The organism is Paraburkholderia sp. GAS199 (assembly GCF_050436585.1).
Taxonomy (GTDB): domain Bacteria; phylum Pseudomonadota; class Gammaproteobacteria; order Burkholderiales; family Burkholderiaceae; genus Paraburkholderia.
Map to the genome: position 1 here is coordinate 548082 of NZ_JBNDMM010000002.1, position 16264 is coordinate 564345.

Here is a 16264-nt window from a genome sequence, read left to right on the forward strand (position 1 = left end):
GAAGCCGGCGCCGACGCTTCAGGCTCGGCGACGCCACGTGAGCCAGCGCTCACGTCCTGCGAAAACGGCTATCGAATCGTTCACGGCTTCGTCTTCGATCAAATCGAAGTACGGCGTGAGCAGCGCGTCGAGTTCCGGCCGCTCGATGCCGAACGGCGGTCCTTTCGGCGTGGCGCCGAGAAAATAGAAGCCGGCCAGCAACGCGCCCGCCGGCAGCAGTTCGGCCATACGCCGCGCGTAGTCTTCGCGACGCGCCAGCGGCAACGCGCACAGGAAAGCCCGCTCGTAAATCCACGCGCATTCGAAAGGCGGCGCGTAGGTGAAGAAATCGGCCTGCTCGACCAGGTCCGCATGCTGCGCGCCGAGTTGCTCGCGCGCCGCCGCTACGGCCGCCGGCGAAAAGTCGATTGCACGCACGGGGTTGCCGCGGCCGGCGAGCCATAGTGCCTCGTAAGCACTGCCGCAGCCGGGAATGAGAACCGGTGCGCCGGGATGCCGGTCGGCGAACGCCTTGAACGCGGCCGGCACGCCTGCCTGATCCCACGGCATGAAACGGCGCTCGAAGCGCTCGCTCCAGAACTCAGGCGAGTTGGGATCGCGGGACTCGAATTCAGGCACGGGCGCCTGCTTAGGATCGCTCATTTGCCACTCCTTGCGGATCAACCGCCGTATGCGAACGCGAGGAACGCGCGTGCCAGCACGGCACCGACGCCGACCGCCACGCCGAACAGCAGCAGTCCCTGCAGCAGCCGGTTGGTGCGTTTCTGTTCGAGCAGAATCTGCCGGATCATGTCGTCGTTGGCGCCGCGGGTATTGTCGTGACGCTCGGCCAACACGTGATGAATCAGACGCGGCAACTGCGGCAGGGTCTTGCTCCACTGCGGCGCCTCGATCTTGAGCCGCTCGTACCAGCCGCGCAGACCGATCTGTTCGTTCATCCAGCGTTCGAGGTAAGGCTTGGCGGTCTTCCACAGGTCGAGTTCGGGGTCGAGCGAACGGCCGAGACCTTCCACGTTGAGCATGGTTTTTTGCAGCAGCACGAGCTGCGGCTGGATCTCGACGTTGAAACGGCGCGAGGTCGAGAAGAGGCGCATGAGCACCTGACCGAGCGAAATATCTTTCAGCGCGCGGTCGAAATACGGCTCGCATACCGCGCGGATCGCGCTTTCGAGTTCTTCGACGCGCGTAGTGGGCGGCACCCAGCCCGACTCCAGATGCAGCGTGGCAACGCGATGGTAATCACGCTTGAAGAAAGCAAGGAAGTTCTGCGCGAGGTAGTTTTTATCGAAGTCCGACAACGCGCCGATGATGCCGAAATCTAGCGCGATATAGCGGCCGAAGTGCGCGGGATCGAGGCTCACCTGAATATTGCCCGGATGCATGTCGGCGTGAAAAAAGCCGTCGCGAAACACCTGGGTGAAGAAAATCTCGACGCCCTCGCGCGCCAGCTTCGGAATATCGACGCCCGCCGCGCGCAAGGTCTCCACCTGGCTGATCGGCACACCGACCATGCGCTCCATCACCAGCACGGTGGGCGTGCAGAACTCCCAGTACATTTCCGGCACGAGCAGCAAGTCGAGCCCGGCGAAGTTGCGGCGCAACTGGCTGCCGTTGGCCGCCTCGCGCATCAGATCGAGTTCGTCGTGCAGATATTTGTCGAACTCGGCGACCACCTCGCGCGGTTTGAGACGTTTGCCGTCCGCCCACAGGCGCTCGGCCCATACGGCGATGTCGCGCAGCAAGGCAAGGTCGGAGTCGATCACCGGCAGCATGTTCGGGCGCAGCACCTTGACCGCGACCGCCTTGCCCGCGTGCTGACCAGCCTTCACCTTTGCGAAGTGGACCTGCGCGATCGACGCGCTCGCCACCGGCACGCGCTCGAAGTCGTCGAACAGGACGTCGACCGGCGCGCCAAGCGACTTCTCGACCAGCCCGATCGCGACCGCGGAATCGAACGGTGGCACCTGATCCTGCAGCTTGGCGAGTTCGTTGGCGATGTCGACCGGCAACAGATCGCGCCGTGTGGACAGCACCTGACCGAACTTCACGAAGATCGGGCCGAGGCTTTCCAGCGCAAGCCGCAGACGCACACCCGGCGGTGCGTCGAATTTGCGGCCGATCGTGGTGATACGCAACAGCAGACGCACGCGCCGGTCGTTGACGCGGCTGAGCATCATCTCATCGAGACCGAAACGGATGACGGTAAAGAAAATCTTGAGGAAACGCAGAAAACGCATAGTTGTGCCCGGTGACTAGCGCGTGCCGCGCGACGTGGCGGCGCCGCCCGGCGCATTCTCGCCGCGGGCTTCGACCTTCTGTTCAAGACGCTCGATGCGCTTTTCGACCCGCGCCAGCGCGTCGCGCGCGCGGGCGAGTTCGACGTTGAAGCCGTCGAGCGCGGCGCGCCGCACCAGTTGCGGGTTTTCGTCCAGCAGATACTCGGCGGCCGTATCGAGCAGATTGCGCCCGCTGCGCTGCACGTGTTCGCCGACCGAGCGCACCACTGACGCCACCCGCCACGCCGGACCGTCGCCGATCAGCTTGGCCAGATCTTCCTCCGGCTCCCAGCGCAGATGCTCGGCCAGCTTCGCGATCACGGTTGCGAACTCGGCGTCGCCTTCGATCTTCACGTGCTTCATGACGGCCGCCTGACCGCCTTGCACGAAGGCCGGCAGCGCATCCGAGGGCACCGAAATCGTGACGTCGAACTGCTGCGCCCCGGTTTCATCGACCGCGGCCAGATAGCCGTCGGGCTGCACGAGCAAGCTCAGCACGACCGGCGGACACGACAACCGGGCGGTTTTGCCCGCGTAGGGGGCAAGGCGCTCACGAGCCCACGATTCACGGGCGAGCAGATGATTGACGGCAGCGGCGAATGGCTTGGCGGCGAGGGTCATTGAAAGTGGCAAGAAAAAACCCGCGCAGGCGAGGTGCCCGCGCGGGTTCCTATTGTAACGTCCGTTCGCTTCGCGGCCTGCTATGCCGAACGGCCAATCCTGTGCGCAAAATCAAGGCGGCCGGCCAGCGCCGCCCTGCTCTTGCGGTGTTGCCGCAGCGGCGCCGGCTCAGTGCTGCTGCACTTGCTGGATACCAGCCAGCAGCCAGCCTTCGCCGGGACGGTTCGCCTTCGACAGATTCCACACTTCGACGAACGGTTCGGCCGCCGCGCCCGCCGACTCGCGGATCAGGCCGGAGAAGCGCACGCTCGCGAAATACTCGTTGGCGCGCTCCTCGACGCCGAGCAGGTCAGCATTCAACTGGACCACGTCGGTCTGGTTCGAACCCGCCCCGCGCGACGACAGATCCACCCGCACCTCGGCGAACATCTCCGGCGTGGTGAATTCGCGGATGTCTTCGATGTTGCCGACGTCCCACGCTGCCTGCAGGCGCACGAAATAAACCTTGGCGTTGCGCAGGAAAGCTTCCGAGTCGAAGCCGGCCGGAACCGCAGTCGGCGTGGCGATGGACGGCGTGCTCAGCGGATTGCCTTGCGGCTCGAGGTAAGAGCCGGTGGGCGGAGCGTTGTAGCGCGGTTCCTGCGCATAACCGGTGCCGCCGGCGTTCAGCGACGGCGAGCCGCCCGCGTAAGCCGGCTGCGCCGTGTCGCGCTTGCGGCCCATGAAGCGGCGGATCAGCCAGATGCCGATCATTGCGATCAGCGCGATCACGATGATGTTGGCCATGGCGCCCGCGAACGCGCCGCCCAGACCGAAGTGCGACAGAAGCGCCGCGATACCGAGACCCGCCGCGAGACCCGCGATCGGTCCGAGCCAGCGCGAGCGGTTCGGCTGCGCCACGGGCGGCGTCGGCGACGGCGCGGGCTGCGCGCGCTGCTGCATGGCCTGATTGCTTTGGGAAGGTTGCGACGGCGTCGCCTGATGCTGCTGTTGAACAGTGTTCGACTGACGGCCAATGCTACGGCCACCGCCCATGCGACGAGCTTCCGCATCGAGCGAAGCGACAGAGCCGGCCACGATCAGACCGACCATCGCGATCAGTCCGATTCTTCTCGCCAGCGACCGCCCAACCTTACGGGGAGATAACACACCTGAATCGGACATTTTCGTACTTTCCTTTAAAAATCGATGGGTTAGGGACCCTAGTATTTGGTCCCCACATGTAAAGCTACCACGCCAGCTGACAAATTGTAATATTTGACGCCGTCCAGGCCAGCTTGTTCCATCATTGTTTTTAAAGTTTCCTGGTCAGGGTGCATCCGGATCGATTCGGCGAGGTAACGGTAACTCTCCGCGTCTTTCGCAAACCGGTCGCCCAACCACGGCAGCACCTTGAAAGAATAGACGTCGTAGACTTTTTTGAGCGGATCCCACACCTTCGAAAATTCCAGCACGAGCAAACGCCCGGCCGGCTTCAGCACGCGGCGCATTTCCGCCAGCGCAACATCCTTGTGCGTCATGTTGCGCAAGCCGAATGCCACGGTCACGACGTCGAAGTAGTTGTCGGGGAACGGGATTTTTTCAGCGTCGCAGAGCAGCGCCGGGGTGATGACGCCCTTGTCGAGCAGACGGTCGCGGCCCACGCGCAGCATCGATTCGTTGATGTCGGTATGCCAGACCTCGCCGGTGTCGCCTGCCTGTTTGGCGAAAGCCTTCGACAGATCGCCCGTGCCGCCCGCGATGTCCAGCACCTTGTAGCCCGGCCGGACGTTGGCCTGGGCGATCGTGAACATCTTCCACGCCCGGTGCAACCCGCCCGACATCAGGTCGTTCATCAGGTCGTAGTTGGCGGCGACGGAGTGGAACACGCCCGCCACTTTCTGCGCCTTTTCCTGTTCGTCGACCGATTGAAAGCCGAAGTGGGTTTTGCTCATCGCGCTCGTCCTTTCGCGTATTCTGGAATGTTGCGCCGCATCAGTGCGACGACCAAGGGGCGAATCGTATCAGTGACAGTGTCCGTGCGCAGCACCCGCGGGCGCCATCGGTGCGTCGCGATCGAGACCGGCCGCGGCCAGCCTCGCGAGATAGTCACGCCAGAGTTCGTCCTGGCGAAGCGCGAAGTCGTGCAGCAGATCCCACGAATAGATGCCGGTGGAATGGCCGTCGGAGAACGTCGGCTGCAACGCATAGTTGCCGACGCCTTCGATCATGGTGATGGTCACGTCGCGCTTGCCGGTCTGCAAGGTTTCCTGACCGGGACCATGCCCCTGCACTTCCGCCGACGGCGAATACACGCGCAGCAGTTCGAACGGCACGCGATACGATTCGCCGTTTGCGTACTGCAGTTCGAGCACGCGCGATTTCGAATGCACGACGACACCGGTCGGCACCGGGGTATCGGGAGTCAGTCCGCTCATGATGACCTCAGGCTAGAGCTTGTTCGATTTCCTGCCGCACCGCTTCGCGCAGCAGGGTTGCCTGCGCGCGGCGCGACGACAGCATGGCCTCGGACACCGTGCGCTGGCGCGGCGCCCAGATGGGCAGGGGAAAATGAGCGTCGTTCGAATAACGCGGGATCACGTGCCAATGCACGTGCGGCACCTGATTGCCGAGACTCGCCAGATTGACCTTGACCGGCTGCATGATGCGCCGCGTGGCGCGTTCCACCGCGTACACGGCTTTCATCACACGGTCACGCTCACCGGCGGCGAGATCGGAAAACTCGGCAACGTGCGCGTTCCAGATTACCCGGCAGAAGCCGGGGTAATCGTGTTCGTCGGCAAGGACGACACGCAGGGTGTCGTCCTGCCACAGCACATCGCCGCCATCTTCACGGCAAAAAACGCAGTCCATCGTCGTCCTCAGGCAAAAATCGTCAGTCGTGCCATTAAACCAGCACGCGCTCGATTCCGCCATTGTTCGCCCGCTGGACGTAATCCGCCATCCAGTCTTCGCCCAGCACGTGACGCGCCATTTCGACGACGATGTAGTCCGCCTCGGTGCCCGCGTCTTCGTTGTAGCGCGACAGACCTTGCAGGCACGACGGGCAGCTCGTGAGGATCTTCACGTCGGTGGCGCCCTTCGGCTGCGGACCGTCGCCGGCCTTGAGCACCGACCCGTCCGGCGCACCCGCCGCACCGGCGGACGCATTGGCCGTGTTGATGCCGTTGGCGCCGGCCTCGGCCAGCAGCGGAATGCCGCGCAGCTTGGCCGCGCCTTTGCGCATTTCCTCTTCCTTGCGGAACCTGACCTGCGTCGAGATATCCGGACGCGTGACGGCGAGTGTGCCGGATTCGCCACAGCAACGATCGTTCTTCTCGATCTTGTAGCCGTCTTTCTCCGAGCCCATCAACGAATTGACGAGCTTGACCGGGTCGATCGTCTTGATCGGCGAGTGACACGGATCGTGGTACATGTAGCGCACGCCGTTCACGCCTTCCAGCTTGATGCCCTTCTCCAGCAGGAATTCGTGGATGTCGATGATCCGGCAACCCGGGAAAATCTTCTCGAATTCGTAGCCGGCCAACTGGTCGTAACACGTGCCGCACGACACCACCACCGTCTTGATGTCGAGGTAGTTCAGCGTATTCGCGACGCGGTGGAACAGCACGCGGTTGTCCGTGACGATCTGCTCGGCCTTGTCGAACTGACCCGAGCCACGCTGCGGATAGCCGCAGCACAAATAGCCCGGCGGCAGCACGGTTTGCACGCCCGCTTCCCACAGCATGGCCTGGGTGGCGAGACCGACCTGCGAGAACAGCCGCTCGGAGCCGCAGCCCGGGAAGTAAAACACCGCTTCCGTGTCGGCCGTGGTGGTCTTCGGATTGCGGATGATCGGGACGATCTTGTTGTCTTCGATGTCCAGCAACGCGCGCGCCGTTTTCTTCGGCAGATTGCCCGGCATCTTCTTGTTCATGAAGTGGATCACCTGCTGCGTGACCTTCGGCTTGCCGACGGTTGCGGGCGGGTGCGCCGTCTGTTTCTTCGCGAACTTCTTGAGCACGTCGTTGCCGAGACGCTGGGCCTTGTAGCCGATGCCCATCATCGCCGTGCGTGCGAGGTTGATGGTCTGCGGGTTCGTGGCGTTCAGGAAGAACATGCCGGCCGCGTTGCCCGGATTGAACTTCTTCTTGCCCATCTTGCGCAACAGGTTGCGCATGTTCATCGTCACGTCGCCGAAGTCGATCTTCACCGGGCACGGCGTCACGCACTTGTGACAGACGGTGCAGTGATCGGCGACGTCGTTGAACTCGTCCCAATGCTTGATCGACACGCCGCGGCGCGTCTGTTCCTCGTAGAGGAACGCCTCGACCAGCAGCGAGGTCGCGAGAATCTTGTTGCGCGGGCTGTACAGCAGGTTCGCGCGCGGCACGTGGGTCGCGCACACCGGCTTGCACTTGCCGCAACGCAGACAATCCTTGATCGACTCGGAAATCGCGCCGATATCCGACTGCTGCATGATGAGCGATTCGTAGCCCATCAGGCCGAAGCTCGGCGTATAGGCGTTGCGCAGGTCGGCGCCTTCGAGCAGCTTGCCCGCGTTGAAGCGGCCATGCGGATCGACGCGTTGCTTGTACGCGCGGAATTCGCCGATCTCGTCCTCGGTCAGGAATTCGAGCTTGGTGATGCCGATACCGTGTTCGCCGGAGATCACGCCGTCGAGCGAACGCGCCAGCTTCATGATGCGCGCAACCGCCGTGTGGGCGTCCTGCAGCATCTCGTAATTGTCCGAGTTCACCGGCAGGTTCGTGTGCACGTTGCCGTCGCCGGCGTGCATGTGCAGCGCCACGAACACGCGGCCACGCAGCACCTTTTTGTGGATCGCCTGAGCTTCGTCGAGGATCGGCTTGAACTCGCCGCCATTGAAGATCTGACGCAGTTCGGCGCGAATCTCCTGCTTCCAGGACACGCGGATCGTGCGATCTTGCGTGATATGGAACACGGTCGCGTCCGTCTGCGTGTCCGCGCGGTCGGCGAATTTCTCGGCGAGCGCTTCGTAGCCCAGACCGACGAGGTAATGCTGCGCCTCGCGCAACGACAGATCGAGCTTGTCGCGCAGGAATTCCCAGCGCGTGCGCACGCGCTTGAGCAAATCGAGCGCCTGCTGCACGCGGTCTTCGAGCAGTTCCGCGCTCGGAATTTCGTTGGCGTCGTCGCTCTTGCCGAGCGGCAGCTTGCCGCCCTTGAAAAACGCTTCGAGCGCGTCGACCAGTTGCAGCTTGTTCTTGATCGACAACTCGATGTTGATGCGCTCGATGCCGTCGGTGTACTCGCCCATGCGGTCGAGCGGAATCACCACGTCTTCGTTGATCTTGAACGCGTTGGTGTGCTTGGCGATCGCGGCCGTGCGGCTGCGGTCGAGCCAGAAACGCTTGCGCGCCTCGGCGTTGACGGCGACGAAACCTTCGCCGCTCTTGCCGTTGGCCATGCGCACCACTTCCGAGGTGGCTTGCGCGACCGCGTCGGCGTCGTCGCCGACGATATCGCCGATCAGCACCATCTTCGGAAACGCGTTGCGCTTGCTCTTGGTCGCGTAGCCGACCGCGCGCAGATAGCGTTCGTCCAGATGCTCCAGACCCGCGAGAATCGCGCCGCCCTGTTTCGATGTTTCAAACAGATAGTCTTTGATTTCGACGATGCTCGGGATCGCCTCGCGCGCCTGGCCGAAAAATTCGAGGCAAACCGTGCGCGTATGCGCGGGCATCTTGTGCAGCACCCAGCGCGCCGACGTGATCAAGCCGTCGCAGCCTTCTTTCTGCACGCCCGGCAGACCGGCGAGGAATTTGTCCGTGACGTCCTTGCCGAGCCCTTCCTTACGGAACACGCGGCCCTTGATGTCGAGCGCTTCCGTGCGCAGCAGCTTTTCGCCCGGCGCGTAGTTGCCGTCGAACCACTTCAGTTCGAAGCGCGCCACTTCGATGTCGTGAATCTTGCCGAGGTTGTGGTCGAGGCGGGTGATTTCCAGCCAGTTCCCTTCCGGGTCGACCATGCGCCACCAGGCGAGGTTGTCGAGCGCCGTGCCCCACAACACGGCCTTCTTGCCGCCCGCGTTCATGGCGACGTTGCCGCCGACGCAGGACGCGTCCAGCGAGGTCGGGTCGACCGCGAACACATAGCCGGCCTGCTCGGCCGCCTCGGTGACGCGGCGCGTGACGACACCCGCACCGGAGAAAATGGTCGGCACCTTGCGCTCGACACCCGGCAATTCGGTCAATTCGACCGCGCCGAGCTGCTCGAGCTTTTCCGTATTGATGACGGCCGAGAACGGCGTGAGCGGCACCGCGCCGCCCGTGTAGCCCGTGCCGCCCCCACGCGGAATCACGGTCAGTCCGAGTTCGAAACACGCCTTGATCATGCCGGCGATTTCGGCTTCGGTATCCGGCGTCAGCACGACGAACGGGTACTCCACGCGCCAGTCGGTCGCGTCGGTCACGTGCGACACGCGCGACAGTCCGTCGAACTTGATGTTGTCCTTTTCCGTGACGCGGCCGAGCACCTTGGTGGCGCGGCGGCGCAGATCGTAGGTCTTCTGGAATTCGCTTTTGAATTCGTCGACCGCGCGACGGGCGGCCTCGACCAGCGTCTCGACGCGCGCCGCGCGGTCCACGCCGGCTTCGTCGCCGTGTTCGACCAGATCGGCGCGGCGGCGCTTCTCGATCTCGCTCAGACGGTGATGCAGCGCCTCGATCAGCATGGCGCGGCGCTTCGGGTTGTCGAGCAGGTCGTCCTGCAGGTACGGATTGCGGCGGACCACCCAGATATCGCCCAGCACTTCGTACAGCATCCGCGCCGAGCGGCCCGTGCGGCGTTCCGCGCGCAGTTCGGCAAGCGCCGCCCAGGCGTCGTCGCCGAGCAGACGGATGACGATTTCGCGGTCGGAGAACGAGGTGTAGTTGTAGGGAATTTCGCGCAGACGCGCTTCTGGATCGGCAGCTACCGTGGCGGCGGCCCCGTGAGGATCGAATACTTGAGGTGCGTTCATGTTTGGACGACTCGGTGGGTCAACCGGGCGCGCTCCTGGTGGAGGCGTCGGCGACGGTGCGCGTGGGGCGCAATGCTGGAAATCTTCTTGGGAGCGAAGCGTGATCGACGGCCAGACTCACGTCGGTCGCTTCGCGGCGCTCAGAGACAGCTACACGATCGTGCCTGACGGACGTGACGCTCCGCCGCGGGGCAACACTCACGCGGGCTGGGCATCAAATGGGCAATCCGAGGCTGCCAGTGCATCTTCCGGTCCTTATTCCAAAAAGGAATTCTACCGCATGATCCCAAGCCGCGTTGACGGTGGAATTGCGCTTCCCACCGCGACCCGACGCTTTTTGTAGTGAAAATGCACCATTTGGTACATTGGCGGAATTAGCCGACCGAACGGTCGGCCTGACTTGCTGCCCGTGTTCCGCACGACGCGTTGCCCGTCAGCGCGTGCACCGTTGGCGCTATCATTGTTGTTTTCCCGTCTCGCACAGCGCACCGCGCCCATCGCATGGCTTCCCACGACTACCTCAAGAAAACCCTGACCGCGCGCGTCTACGACGTGGCCCGCGAGACCGAACTCGAACGCGCGCCGAACCTGTCGGCGCGGCTGCGCAATCCGGTCTATCTGAAGCGCGAGGACAACCAGCCGGTGTTCTCGTTCAAGCTGCGCGGCGCGTACAACAAGATGGCGCACATCCCGGCCGACGCGCTCGCGCGTGGCGTGATTACCGCCTCGGCGGGCAATCACGCGCAGGGCGTGGCGCTGTCGGCGGCGCGCATGGGCGTGAAGGCGATCATCGTCGTGCCGGTCACCACGCCGCAGGTGAAGGTCGACGCCGTGCGCGCCCACGGCGGACCGACCGTCGAGGTGGTGCAGTTCGGCGAGTCGTACAGCGATGCCTACGGGCACGCCGTGCAATTGCAGGAACAGCGCGGCCTGACCTTCGTGCATCCGTTCGACGACCCGTACGTGATCGCCGGTCAGGGCACGGTGGCGATGGAAATCCTCAGCCAGCATCAGGGTCCGATTCACGCGATCTTCGTGCCGATCGGCGGCGGCGGACTCGCGGCCGGCATCGCGGCCTACGTCAAATCGGTGCGTCCGGAGATCAAGGTGATCGGCGTGCAGACCGACGACTCCTGCGCGATGGCCGCCTCGCTCAAAGCGGGCGAGCGCGTCACGCTCAACGAAGTCGGCCTGTTCTCGGACGGCACGGCGGTGAAACTCGTCGGCGAGGAAACCTTCCGGCTGTGCAGCGAATATCTCGACGACGTACTGCTCGTGAACACCGACGCCCTGTGCGCCGCGATCAAGGACGTCTTCCAGGATACGCGCAGCGTGCTGGAGCCGGCCGGCGCGCTGGCGGTGGCGGGCGCCAAGCAGTATGCCGAGCGCGAAGGCATCGAGGACCAGACGCTGATCGCGATCACCTCGGGCGCGAACATGAACTTCGACCGCATGCGTTTCGTCGCCGAGCGCGCGGAAGTGGGCGAAGCGCGCGAGGCCGTGTTCGCCGTGACGATTCCCGAAGAGCGCGGCAGCTTCCGGCGCTTCTGCGAACTGGTGGGCACGCGCAGCGTCACCGAATTCAACTACCGCATTGCAGACGCGCATTCCGCCCACATCTTCGTGGGCGTGCAGATCCGCAATCGCAGCGAGTCGGCGCAGATTGCGGGCGCCTTCGAGGCGCACGGTTTCGCCACCGTCGATCTGACCTTCGACGAATTGTCGAAGCAACATATCCGCTACATGGTGGGCGGACGCTCGCCGCTCGCGCACGACGAACGGCTGTTCCGTTTCGAGTTTCCCGAGCGGCCGGGCGCGCTGATGAAATTCCTCTCGTCGATGGCGCCGAACTGGAACATCAGCCTGTTCCATTACCGCAACCAGGGCGCGGATTACAGCTCGATCCTGGTCGGCATTCAGGTGCCGGAGAGCGAGAACAGCGAGTTCGAACGGTTTCGCGCCACGCTCGGGTATCCGCATTGGGAAGAGACGCACAATCCGGTTTACCGGTTGTTTCTCGCTTGATCGTTCAGGAGTCGCACGTACACATGGCTATTTCGCTCGTCGACAAACTGGTGGTGGCGATCTCGTCACGCGCGCTGTTCGACTTCGAGGAAGAGAACCGCGTGTACGAGCAAGGCGACCTGCAGACCTACGAAGCGCTGCAGCGTCAGCGGCTCGCCGTTCCCGCCAAGCCGGGCGTGGCGTTTCCGCTGATACGCAAACTGCTGGCGCTGAACGCGGGCGGTCATCGCGTGGAAGTGGTGATCCTGTCGCGCAGCGATCCGATCAGCGGGCTGCGCGCGTTTCATTCGTGCCGTGAGCACGGCCTCGCCATCGAGCGCGGCGTTTTCACTCGCGGACGCCCGCCGTTTGCTTATCTGAAGCCGTTGAACGCGTCGCTGTTTCTGTCCGCGAATCAGGAAGACGTACGCGACGCGCTGGCCGCCGGTTTTCCCGCCGCGCGCGTGTTGCCGGAATCGGCGAAAATGGCGAGCAAGTATCCGGACGAGATCCGCATTGCTTTCGACGGCGACGCCGTGCTGTTTTCCGACGAAGCCGAACGCGTGTTCCAGAAAGACGGCCTGCGCGCGTTCGTCGGTCACGAGATTCACAACAAGGATCTGCCGCTCGCGGACGGTCCGCTCAAGCCGCTGCTCGAAGCGCTGCACCGGCTGCAAAAACTCGCGGACGACGCCGCGCCGATGCATATTCGAACGGCATTGGTGACTGCACGCTCGGCCCCCGCGCACGAACGCGCGATCCGCACCTTGATGGCGTGGAACATCGAAATCGACGAAGCGATGTTCCTCGGCGGCCTCGACAAGAGCGCATTCCTGCGCGAATTCGAGCCCGATTTTTTCTTCGACGACCAAATTGGCCATTGCGAATCGGCCCGCGTCGTAACGGCGACGGGGCACGTGCTGAGTGGCATCGTGAACGCATCATGACACCTGAACAGTCACCGCTGGGTAAGCCATCCGCTTACACCGAACAATACGACGCCTCGCTGCTGTTTCCGATTGCGCGCCGCAATGCGCGCGAAGCGATCGGCATCGGCGCGCAGCTGCCGTTTTTCGGCACGGACATCTGGAATGCCTACGAGCTTTCCTGGCTGAACGCGCGCGGCAAACCGCAGATCGCGGTGGCCACCTTCTTCGTGCCGGCCGATTCACCGAACATCGTCGAATCGAAGTCGTTCAAGCTTTACCTGGGTTCGTTTGCGCAGACCGCATTCGAGTCGATGGATGCGGTGCGCGACATCATCAAGCGGGACGTGTCCGCGTCATGCGGCGCGACGGTATCGGTTCATCTGAGCGCACCGTATGAATTCGGCAAGTTGCAGATGGAAGAATTCGAAGGTTTGTCCCTGGACCGACTCGATCTCGACACGGACATTTACCATCCCGACGCATCGCTGCTGACGGCCGCCCACGACGAAGCGCCGGTGGAAGAGACGCTGGTGTCCAACCTGCTGAAGTCGAATTGCCCGGTGACGGGGCAACCGGATTGGGGCAGCGTACAGATTCACTACGTCGGACCGCAGATCGATCATGCGGGACTACTGCGCTACATCATTTCCTACCGGAACCATACCGGCTTCCATGAGCAGTGCGTCGAGAGAATTTTTATCGACGTGTTGAAGGCATGCAAACCGGTGAAACTGGCGGTTTATGCGCGCTATACGCGGCGCGGAGGGTTGGATATTAATCCGTTCCGGACGAATTACAATTTGCCGATGCCGGATAATTTTAGGTTGGCTCGGCAATAAAGGTTGTGGCTTGCTGGTGGCTGTTTTTCTGCCATGCTGGCGGGTTTTGTTGTTATGCCTTTGGCGGTGGTGTTTCTGTTCTTATTGGTTTATTAGTGTTGCCCCTGTGCGGGGCGGCACTTACTTTCTTTGCCGCGGCAAAGAAAGCTAAGCAAAGAAAGCCGCTCAAACCGCTAACCCTAAGCGGGCATCTCTCATAACGACACGGAGTGGCAGCCGATAGGGCCGACCGTGGATCGTCATTTCTAGTGGTACAGCAGTCATCCGTTCCGGCGACGCTGCGCGCGCCGGAGCGGTACTTCCCAAACCCCTCACTTCGTTTGCCGTTAGCGGGGCCATCGGCTTCGCCTCGGCGAAATGCTCAATGGAAACCTTCGGTTTCCCTCGCATGCCGCTCGGCGCGCGGAGCGCCGCCGGAACTGATGACGGCCTTGTCACTCACGCGGAGTGTGCGACGGCCCGGACGCTCCGGGGCCACCGCAGTAAAGAGCCGCCACCGATAACGAATAGCATTAGCGGTTTGAGCGGCTTTCTTTGCTTACCTTTCTTTGCCGCGGCAAAGAAAGTAAGTGCCGCCCCGCACAGGGGCAACACTAATAAACCAACAACGCAAAGAAAGAACCCCGCGCGCAGCCATAACAACAACAAGCTGCCAGCAAGGCAAAAAACCTCAAGCTGCTGGCTTCTTATAAGCCACACAATCAACTTCAACCCGGCAATCGATCACCATCGACGAAACCACACAGGCCCGCGCCGGCGGATTCTCGCCAAAATACTCGCGGAACACCTTGTTGAACGACGCGAAATCGCGCGGATCGTCCAGCCACACGCCGCAGCGGACCACGTGCTCCGCGCCATAGCCGGCTTCCTTCAGAATCGCGAATACGTTCTGAATCGCCTTGTGCGATTGCTCGACAATTCCGCCATTGATCACTTCGCCGTTTTCCATCGGCGTCTGACCGGAAACGAACAGCCAGCCGTCCGCCTCGACAGCACGCGCAAACGGCATGTGTTGGCCGCCCGTTCCCTTCCCACCTTCAACGCCATATCGCTTCATCACTCAACTCCTTTAAAAGTCCGGCAGACGGGCAAGCCATGTCGCCGCTGTCTGCCGTATCGATAACAAAAACTTCAGAATGCGCCGTGCTCGTCGCCCTTCGACGCCGCGCCGCGCGCCACGAATTTCCCCGCCCGCTCGCCCGTGACCTGGCCGTCGCGGTACGACAGCACGCCATTGACCCAGACGGCGTCGATGCCGTCGGCGGCCTGCTGCGGCTTCTCGAATGTCGCCGCGTCACGCACTCTGGCCGGGTCGAACAGCACCAGATCCGCGTGGTAGCCGATATGGACCTCGCCACGCTGCGCGAGACCAAAACGCCGCGCGGACAAACCCGTCATCTTGCGCACCGCTTCTTCCAGCGGCAGGAGTTTCGCGTCGCGCGCGTAATGGCCGAGCACACGCGGAAACGCACCCCACAGGCGCGGATGCGGCAGCGGATCGTTCGGCAGGCCATCGGAACCGACCATGGTCGCTGGATGCGAGAGGATGCGGCGCACGTCGTCCTCGGACATGTTGTGGTACACCGCGCCCGCCGGTTGCAGCCGCTTGCCGGCTTCCTGCTGCGTCACGCCCCACTCGGCGGCAATATCCTTGACGAGCTTGCCCGCCATTTCCGGATGCGGCTCCGACCACGTAATCGTGATGTCGATGTCGCCCGTGACCTGCTTCACATCGAGCGTCGAGGAACTGCGGTTGTACGGATAGCAATCGCAGCCGATCGGCTGCAAACGGCGCGCGCCTTCCAGCGACTTCAGCACCTCTTCGCTGCGCCCCCAGTTCGACGGCCCCGCGCATTTCAGATGCGAAATCACCACCGGTACGTGAGCGTGCCGCCCGACGCGATAGGCTTCGTCCATGGCGTCGAGAATCGCGTCGAACTCGGTGCGCATGTGCGTGGTGTACAGCGCGCCGGCAGCGGCGAGCCGCTCGGCCAGCGCCATCACTTCCTCGGTCGGCGCGGCAAAAGCCGAGCCGTAAGCGAGCCCCGAACTCAGACCCAACGCACCGTTCGCCAGCGCCTCTTCGAGCTGTGCGCGCATGCCTTCGATTTCTTCGGCGGTGGCCGCGCGGTCGAGCCGGTCCATCTGGTTGCTGCGCAAGGCCGTATGGCCGATCAACGCGCCGACGTTCACCGCCGGTTGGGCTGCGTTGACCGCCTCGACGTACGCGGCGAAGGTCGGATATTTGAAGGCGTCGCGCTCGCCGAGCAGATTCATCGGATCGGGCGGATCGCCCTTCAGCGCCACTGGCGACGCACTGATCCCGCAGTTGCCGACGATCACCGTGGTCACGCCCTGCGTGATTTTCGGCAGCATCTGCGGCGAGCGGATCACGTGCGTGTCGTCGTGCGTGTGGACGTCGATAAATCCCGGTGCCAACGCGCGGCCTTCGGCCTCGATCACTTCTTCGGCGAGCCAGTTCGACAGATTGCCGATGGCCACGATGCGGCCGTCGCGGATCGCGACGTCGCGTTCGACAGGCGGCGCGCCCGTACCGTCGTACAGCTGCGCGCCGACGATCAGCGTATCGGCCACTTCGGGATGCGAATGCAT

Annotated in this window: 13 protein-coding genes; 3 read left to right on the forward strand and 10 right to left on the reverse strand. The window is 63.2% G+C overall.

All coding sequences use genetic code 11. From position 1 onward, the window contains the following. Positions 1-18: 18 nt before the first annotated feature. The 8 genes from P3T18_RS08505 to P3T18_RS08540 form a co-directional block, all read right to left on the reverse strand. Positions 19-642, reverse strand: a complete 624-nt coding sequence (locus P3T18_RS08505; RefSeq protein ID WP_429299476.1) for a methyltransferase domain-containing protein — start codon at positions 640-642, stop codon at positions 19-21. Between the two features lie 17 nt (positions 643-659). Continuing rightward, a complete protein-coding gene (gene ubiB / locus P3T18_RS08510; protein WP_429299477.1) occupies positions 660-2237 on the reverse strand; it encodes a ubiquinone biosynthesis regulatory protein kinase UbiB in 1578 nt (525 codons plus the stop codon). A 15-nt stretch (positions 2238-2252) separates the two neighbouring features. Continuing rightward, positions 2253-2897 (reverse strand): ubiquinone biosynthesis accessory factor UbiJ, encoded by a 645-nt coding sequence (locus P3T18_RS08515; RefSeq protein ID WP_429299478.1) that lies wholly within the window; start codon positions 2895-2897, stop codon positions 2253-2255. Positions 2898-3065: 168 nt separating this feature from the next. Beyond that, the gene (locus P3T18_RS08520) at positions 3066-4061 is read right to left on the reverse strand and encodes a TIM44-like domain-containing protein (protein WP_429299479.1); all 996 of its coding nucleotides are present in this window, start codon (positions 4059-4061) and stop codon (positions 3066-3068) included. A gap of 38 nt (positions 4062-4099) precedes the next feature. Next, positions 4100-4831, reverse strand: a complete 732-nt coding sequence (ubiE, locus tag P3T18_RS08525) for a bifunctional demethylmenaquinone methyltransferase/2-methoxy-6-polyprenyl-1,4-benzoquinol methylase UbiE (RefSeq protein ID WP_429299480.1) — start codon at positions 4829-4831, stop codon at positions 4100-4102. 69 nt (positions 4832-4900) lie between these two features. Continuing rightward, complete coding sequence (locus P3T18_RS08530; RefSeq protein ID WP_429299481.1) at positions 4901-5314, reverse strand: gamma-butyrobetaine hydroxylase-like domain-containing protein; 414 nt, start codon at positions 5312-5314, stop codon at positions 4901-4903. 7 nt (positions 5315-5321) lie between these two features. Beyond that, the gene (locus P3T18_RS08535) at positions 5322-5750 is read right to left on the reverse strand and encodes an HIT family protein (protein WP_429299482.1); all 429 of its coding nucleotides are present in this window, start codon (positions 5748-5750) and stop codon (positions 5322-5324) included. 34 nt (positions 5751-5784) lie between these two features. Beyond that, the gene (locus tag P3T18_RS08540) at positions 5785-9879 is read right to left on the reverse strand and encodes a DUF3683 domain-containing protein (protein ID WP_429299483.1); all 4095 of its coding nucleotides are present in this window, start codon (positions 9877-9879) and stop codon (positions 5785-5787) included. A gap of 501 nt (positions 9880-10380) precedes the next feature. Here P3T18_RS08540 and ilvA point away from each other — a divergent pair. From ilvA to queF, 3 genes are read left to right on the forward strand one after another with little or no spacing between them, the layout of a single operon-like run. Then, positions 10381-11904 (forward strand): threonine ammonia-lyase, biosynthetic, encoded by a 1524-nt coding sequence (gene ilvA / locus P3T18_RS08545; protein WP_429299484.1) that lies wholly within the window; start codon positions 10381-10383, stop codon positions 11902-11904. 23 nt (positions 11905-11927) lie between these two features. Then, a complete protein-coding gene (locus tag P3T18_RS08550; RefSeq protein WP_429299485.1) occupies positions 11928-12830 on the forward strand; it encodes a 5'-nucleotidase in 903 nt (300 codons plus the stop codon). Next, positions 12827-13651 (forward strand): NADPH-dependent 7-cyano-7-deazaguanine reductase QueF, encoded by an 825-nt coding sequence (gene queF, locus P3T18_RS08555; protein WP_429299486.1) that lies wholly within the window; start codon positions 12827-12829, stop codon positions 13649-13651. The genes P3T18_RS08550 and queF overlap by 4 nt, the downstream gene beginning before the upstream one ends. 670 nt (positions 13652-14321) lie before the next feature. Here queF and P3T18_RS08560 read toward each other — a convergent pair. Next, a complete protein-coding gene (locus P3T18_RS08560; RefSeq protein ID WP_064265547.1) occupies positions 14322-14708 on the reverse strand; it encodes a RidA family protein in 387 nt (128 codons plus the stop codon). A 74-nt stretch (positions 14709-14782) separates the two neighbouring features. Beyond that, a complete protein-coding gene (locus P3T18_RS08565; protein WP_429299487.1) occupies positions 14783-16264 on the reverse strand; it encodes an N-acyl-D-amino-acid deacylase family protein in 1482 nt (493 codons plus the stop codon).

What these genes read in the sequence shown, in the direction of transcription:
- ubiE (WP_429299480.1), bottom strand. Translation starts at nt 4,831, where the DNA reads ATGAGCAAAACCCACTTCGGCTTTCAATCGGTCGACGAACAGGAAAAG.
- P3T18_RS08535 (WP_429299482.1), bottom strand. Translation starts at nt 5,750, where the DNA reads ATGGACTGCGTTTTTTGCCGTGAAGATGGCGGCGATGTGCTGTGGCAG.
- P3T18_RS08540 (WP_429299483.1), bottom strand. Translation starts at nt 9,879, where the DNA reads ATGAACGCACCTCAAGTATTCGATCCTCACGGGGCCGCCGCCACGGTA.
- P3T18_RS08520 (WP_429299479.1), bottom strand. Translation starts at nt 4,061, where the DNA reads ATGTCCGATTCAGGTGTGTTATCTCCCCGTAAGGTTGGGCGGTCGCTG.
- P3T18_RS08560 (WP_064265547.1), bottom strand. Translation starts at nt 14,708, where the DNA reads ATGAAGCGATATGGCGTTGAAGGTGGGAAGGGAACGGGCGGCCAACAC.
- ilvA (WP_429299484.1), top strand. Translation starts at nt 10,381, where the DNA reads ATGGCTTCCCACGACTACCTCAAGAAAACCCTGACCGCGCGCGTCTAC.
- P3T18_RS08515 (WP_429299478.1), bottom strand. Translation starts at nt 2,897, where the DNA reads ATGACCCTCGCCGCCAAGCCATTCGCCGCTGCCGTCAATCATCTGCTC.
- queF (WP_429299486.1), top strand. Translation starts at nt 12,827, where the DNA reads ATGACACCTGAACAGTCACCGCTGGGTAAGCCATCCGCTTACACCGAA.
- P3T18_RS08550 (WP_429299485.1), top strand. Translation starts at nt 11,928, where the DNA reads ATGGCTATTTCGCTCGTCGACAAACTGGTGGTGGCGATCTCGTCACGC.
- ubiB (WP_429299477.1), bottom strand. Translation starts at nt 2,237, where the DNA reads ATGCGTTTTCTGCGTTTCCTCAAGATTTTCTTTACCGTCATCCGTTTC.
- P3T18_RS08530 (WP_429299481.1), bottom strand. Translation starts at nt 5,314, where the DNA reads ATGAGCGGACTGACTCCCGATACCCCGGTGCCGACCGGTGTCGTCGTG.
- P3T18_RS08565 (WP_429299487.1), bottom strand. Translation starts at nt 16,264, where the DNA reads ATGCATTCGCATCCCGAAGTGGCCGATACGCTGATCGTCGGCGCGCAG.
- P3T18_RS08505 (WP_429299476.1), bottom strand. Translation starts at nt 642, where the DNA reads ATGAGCGATCCTAAGCAGGCGCCCGTGCCTGAATTCGAGTCCCGCGAT.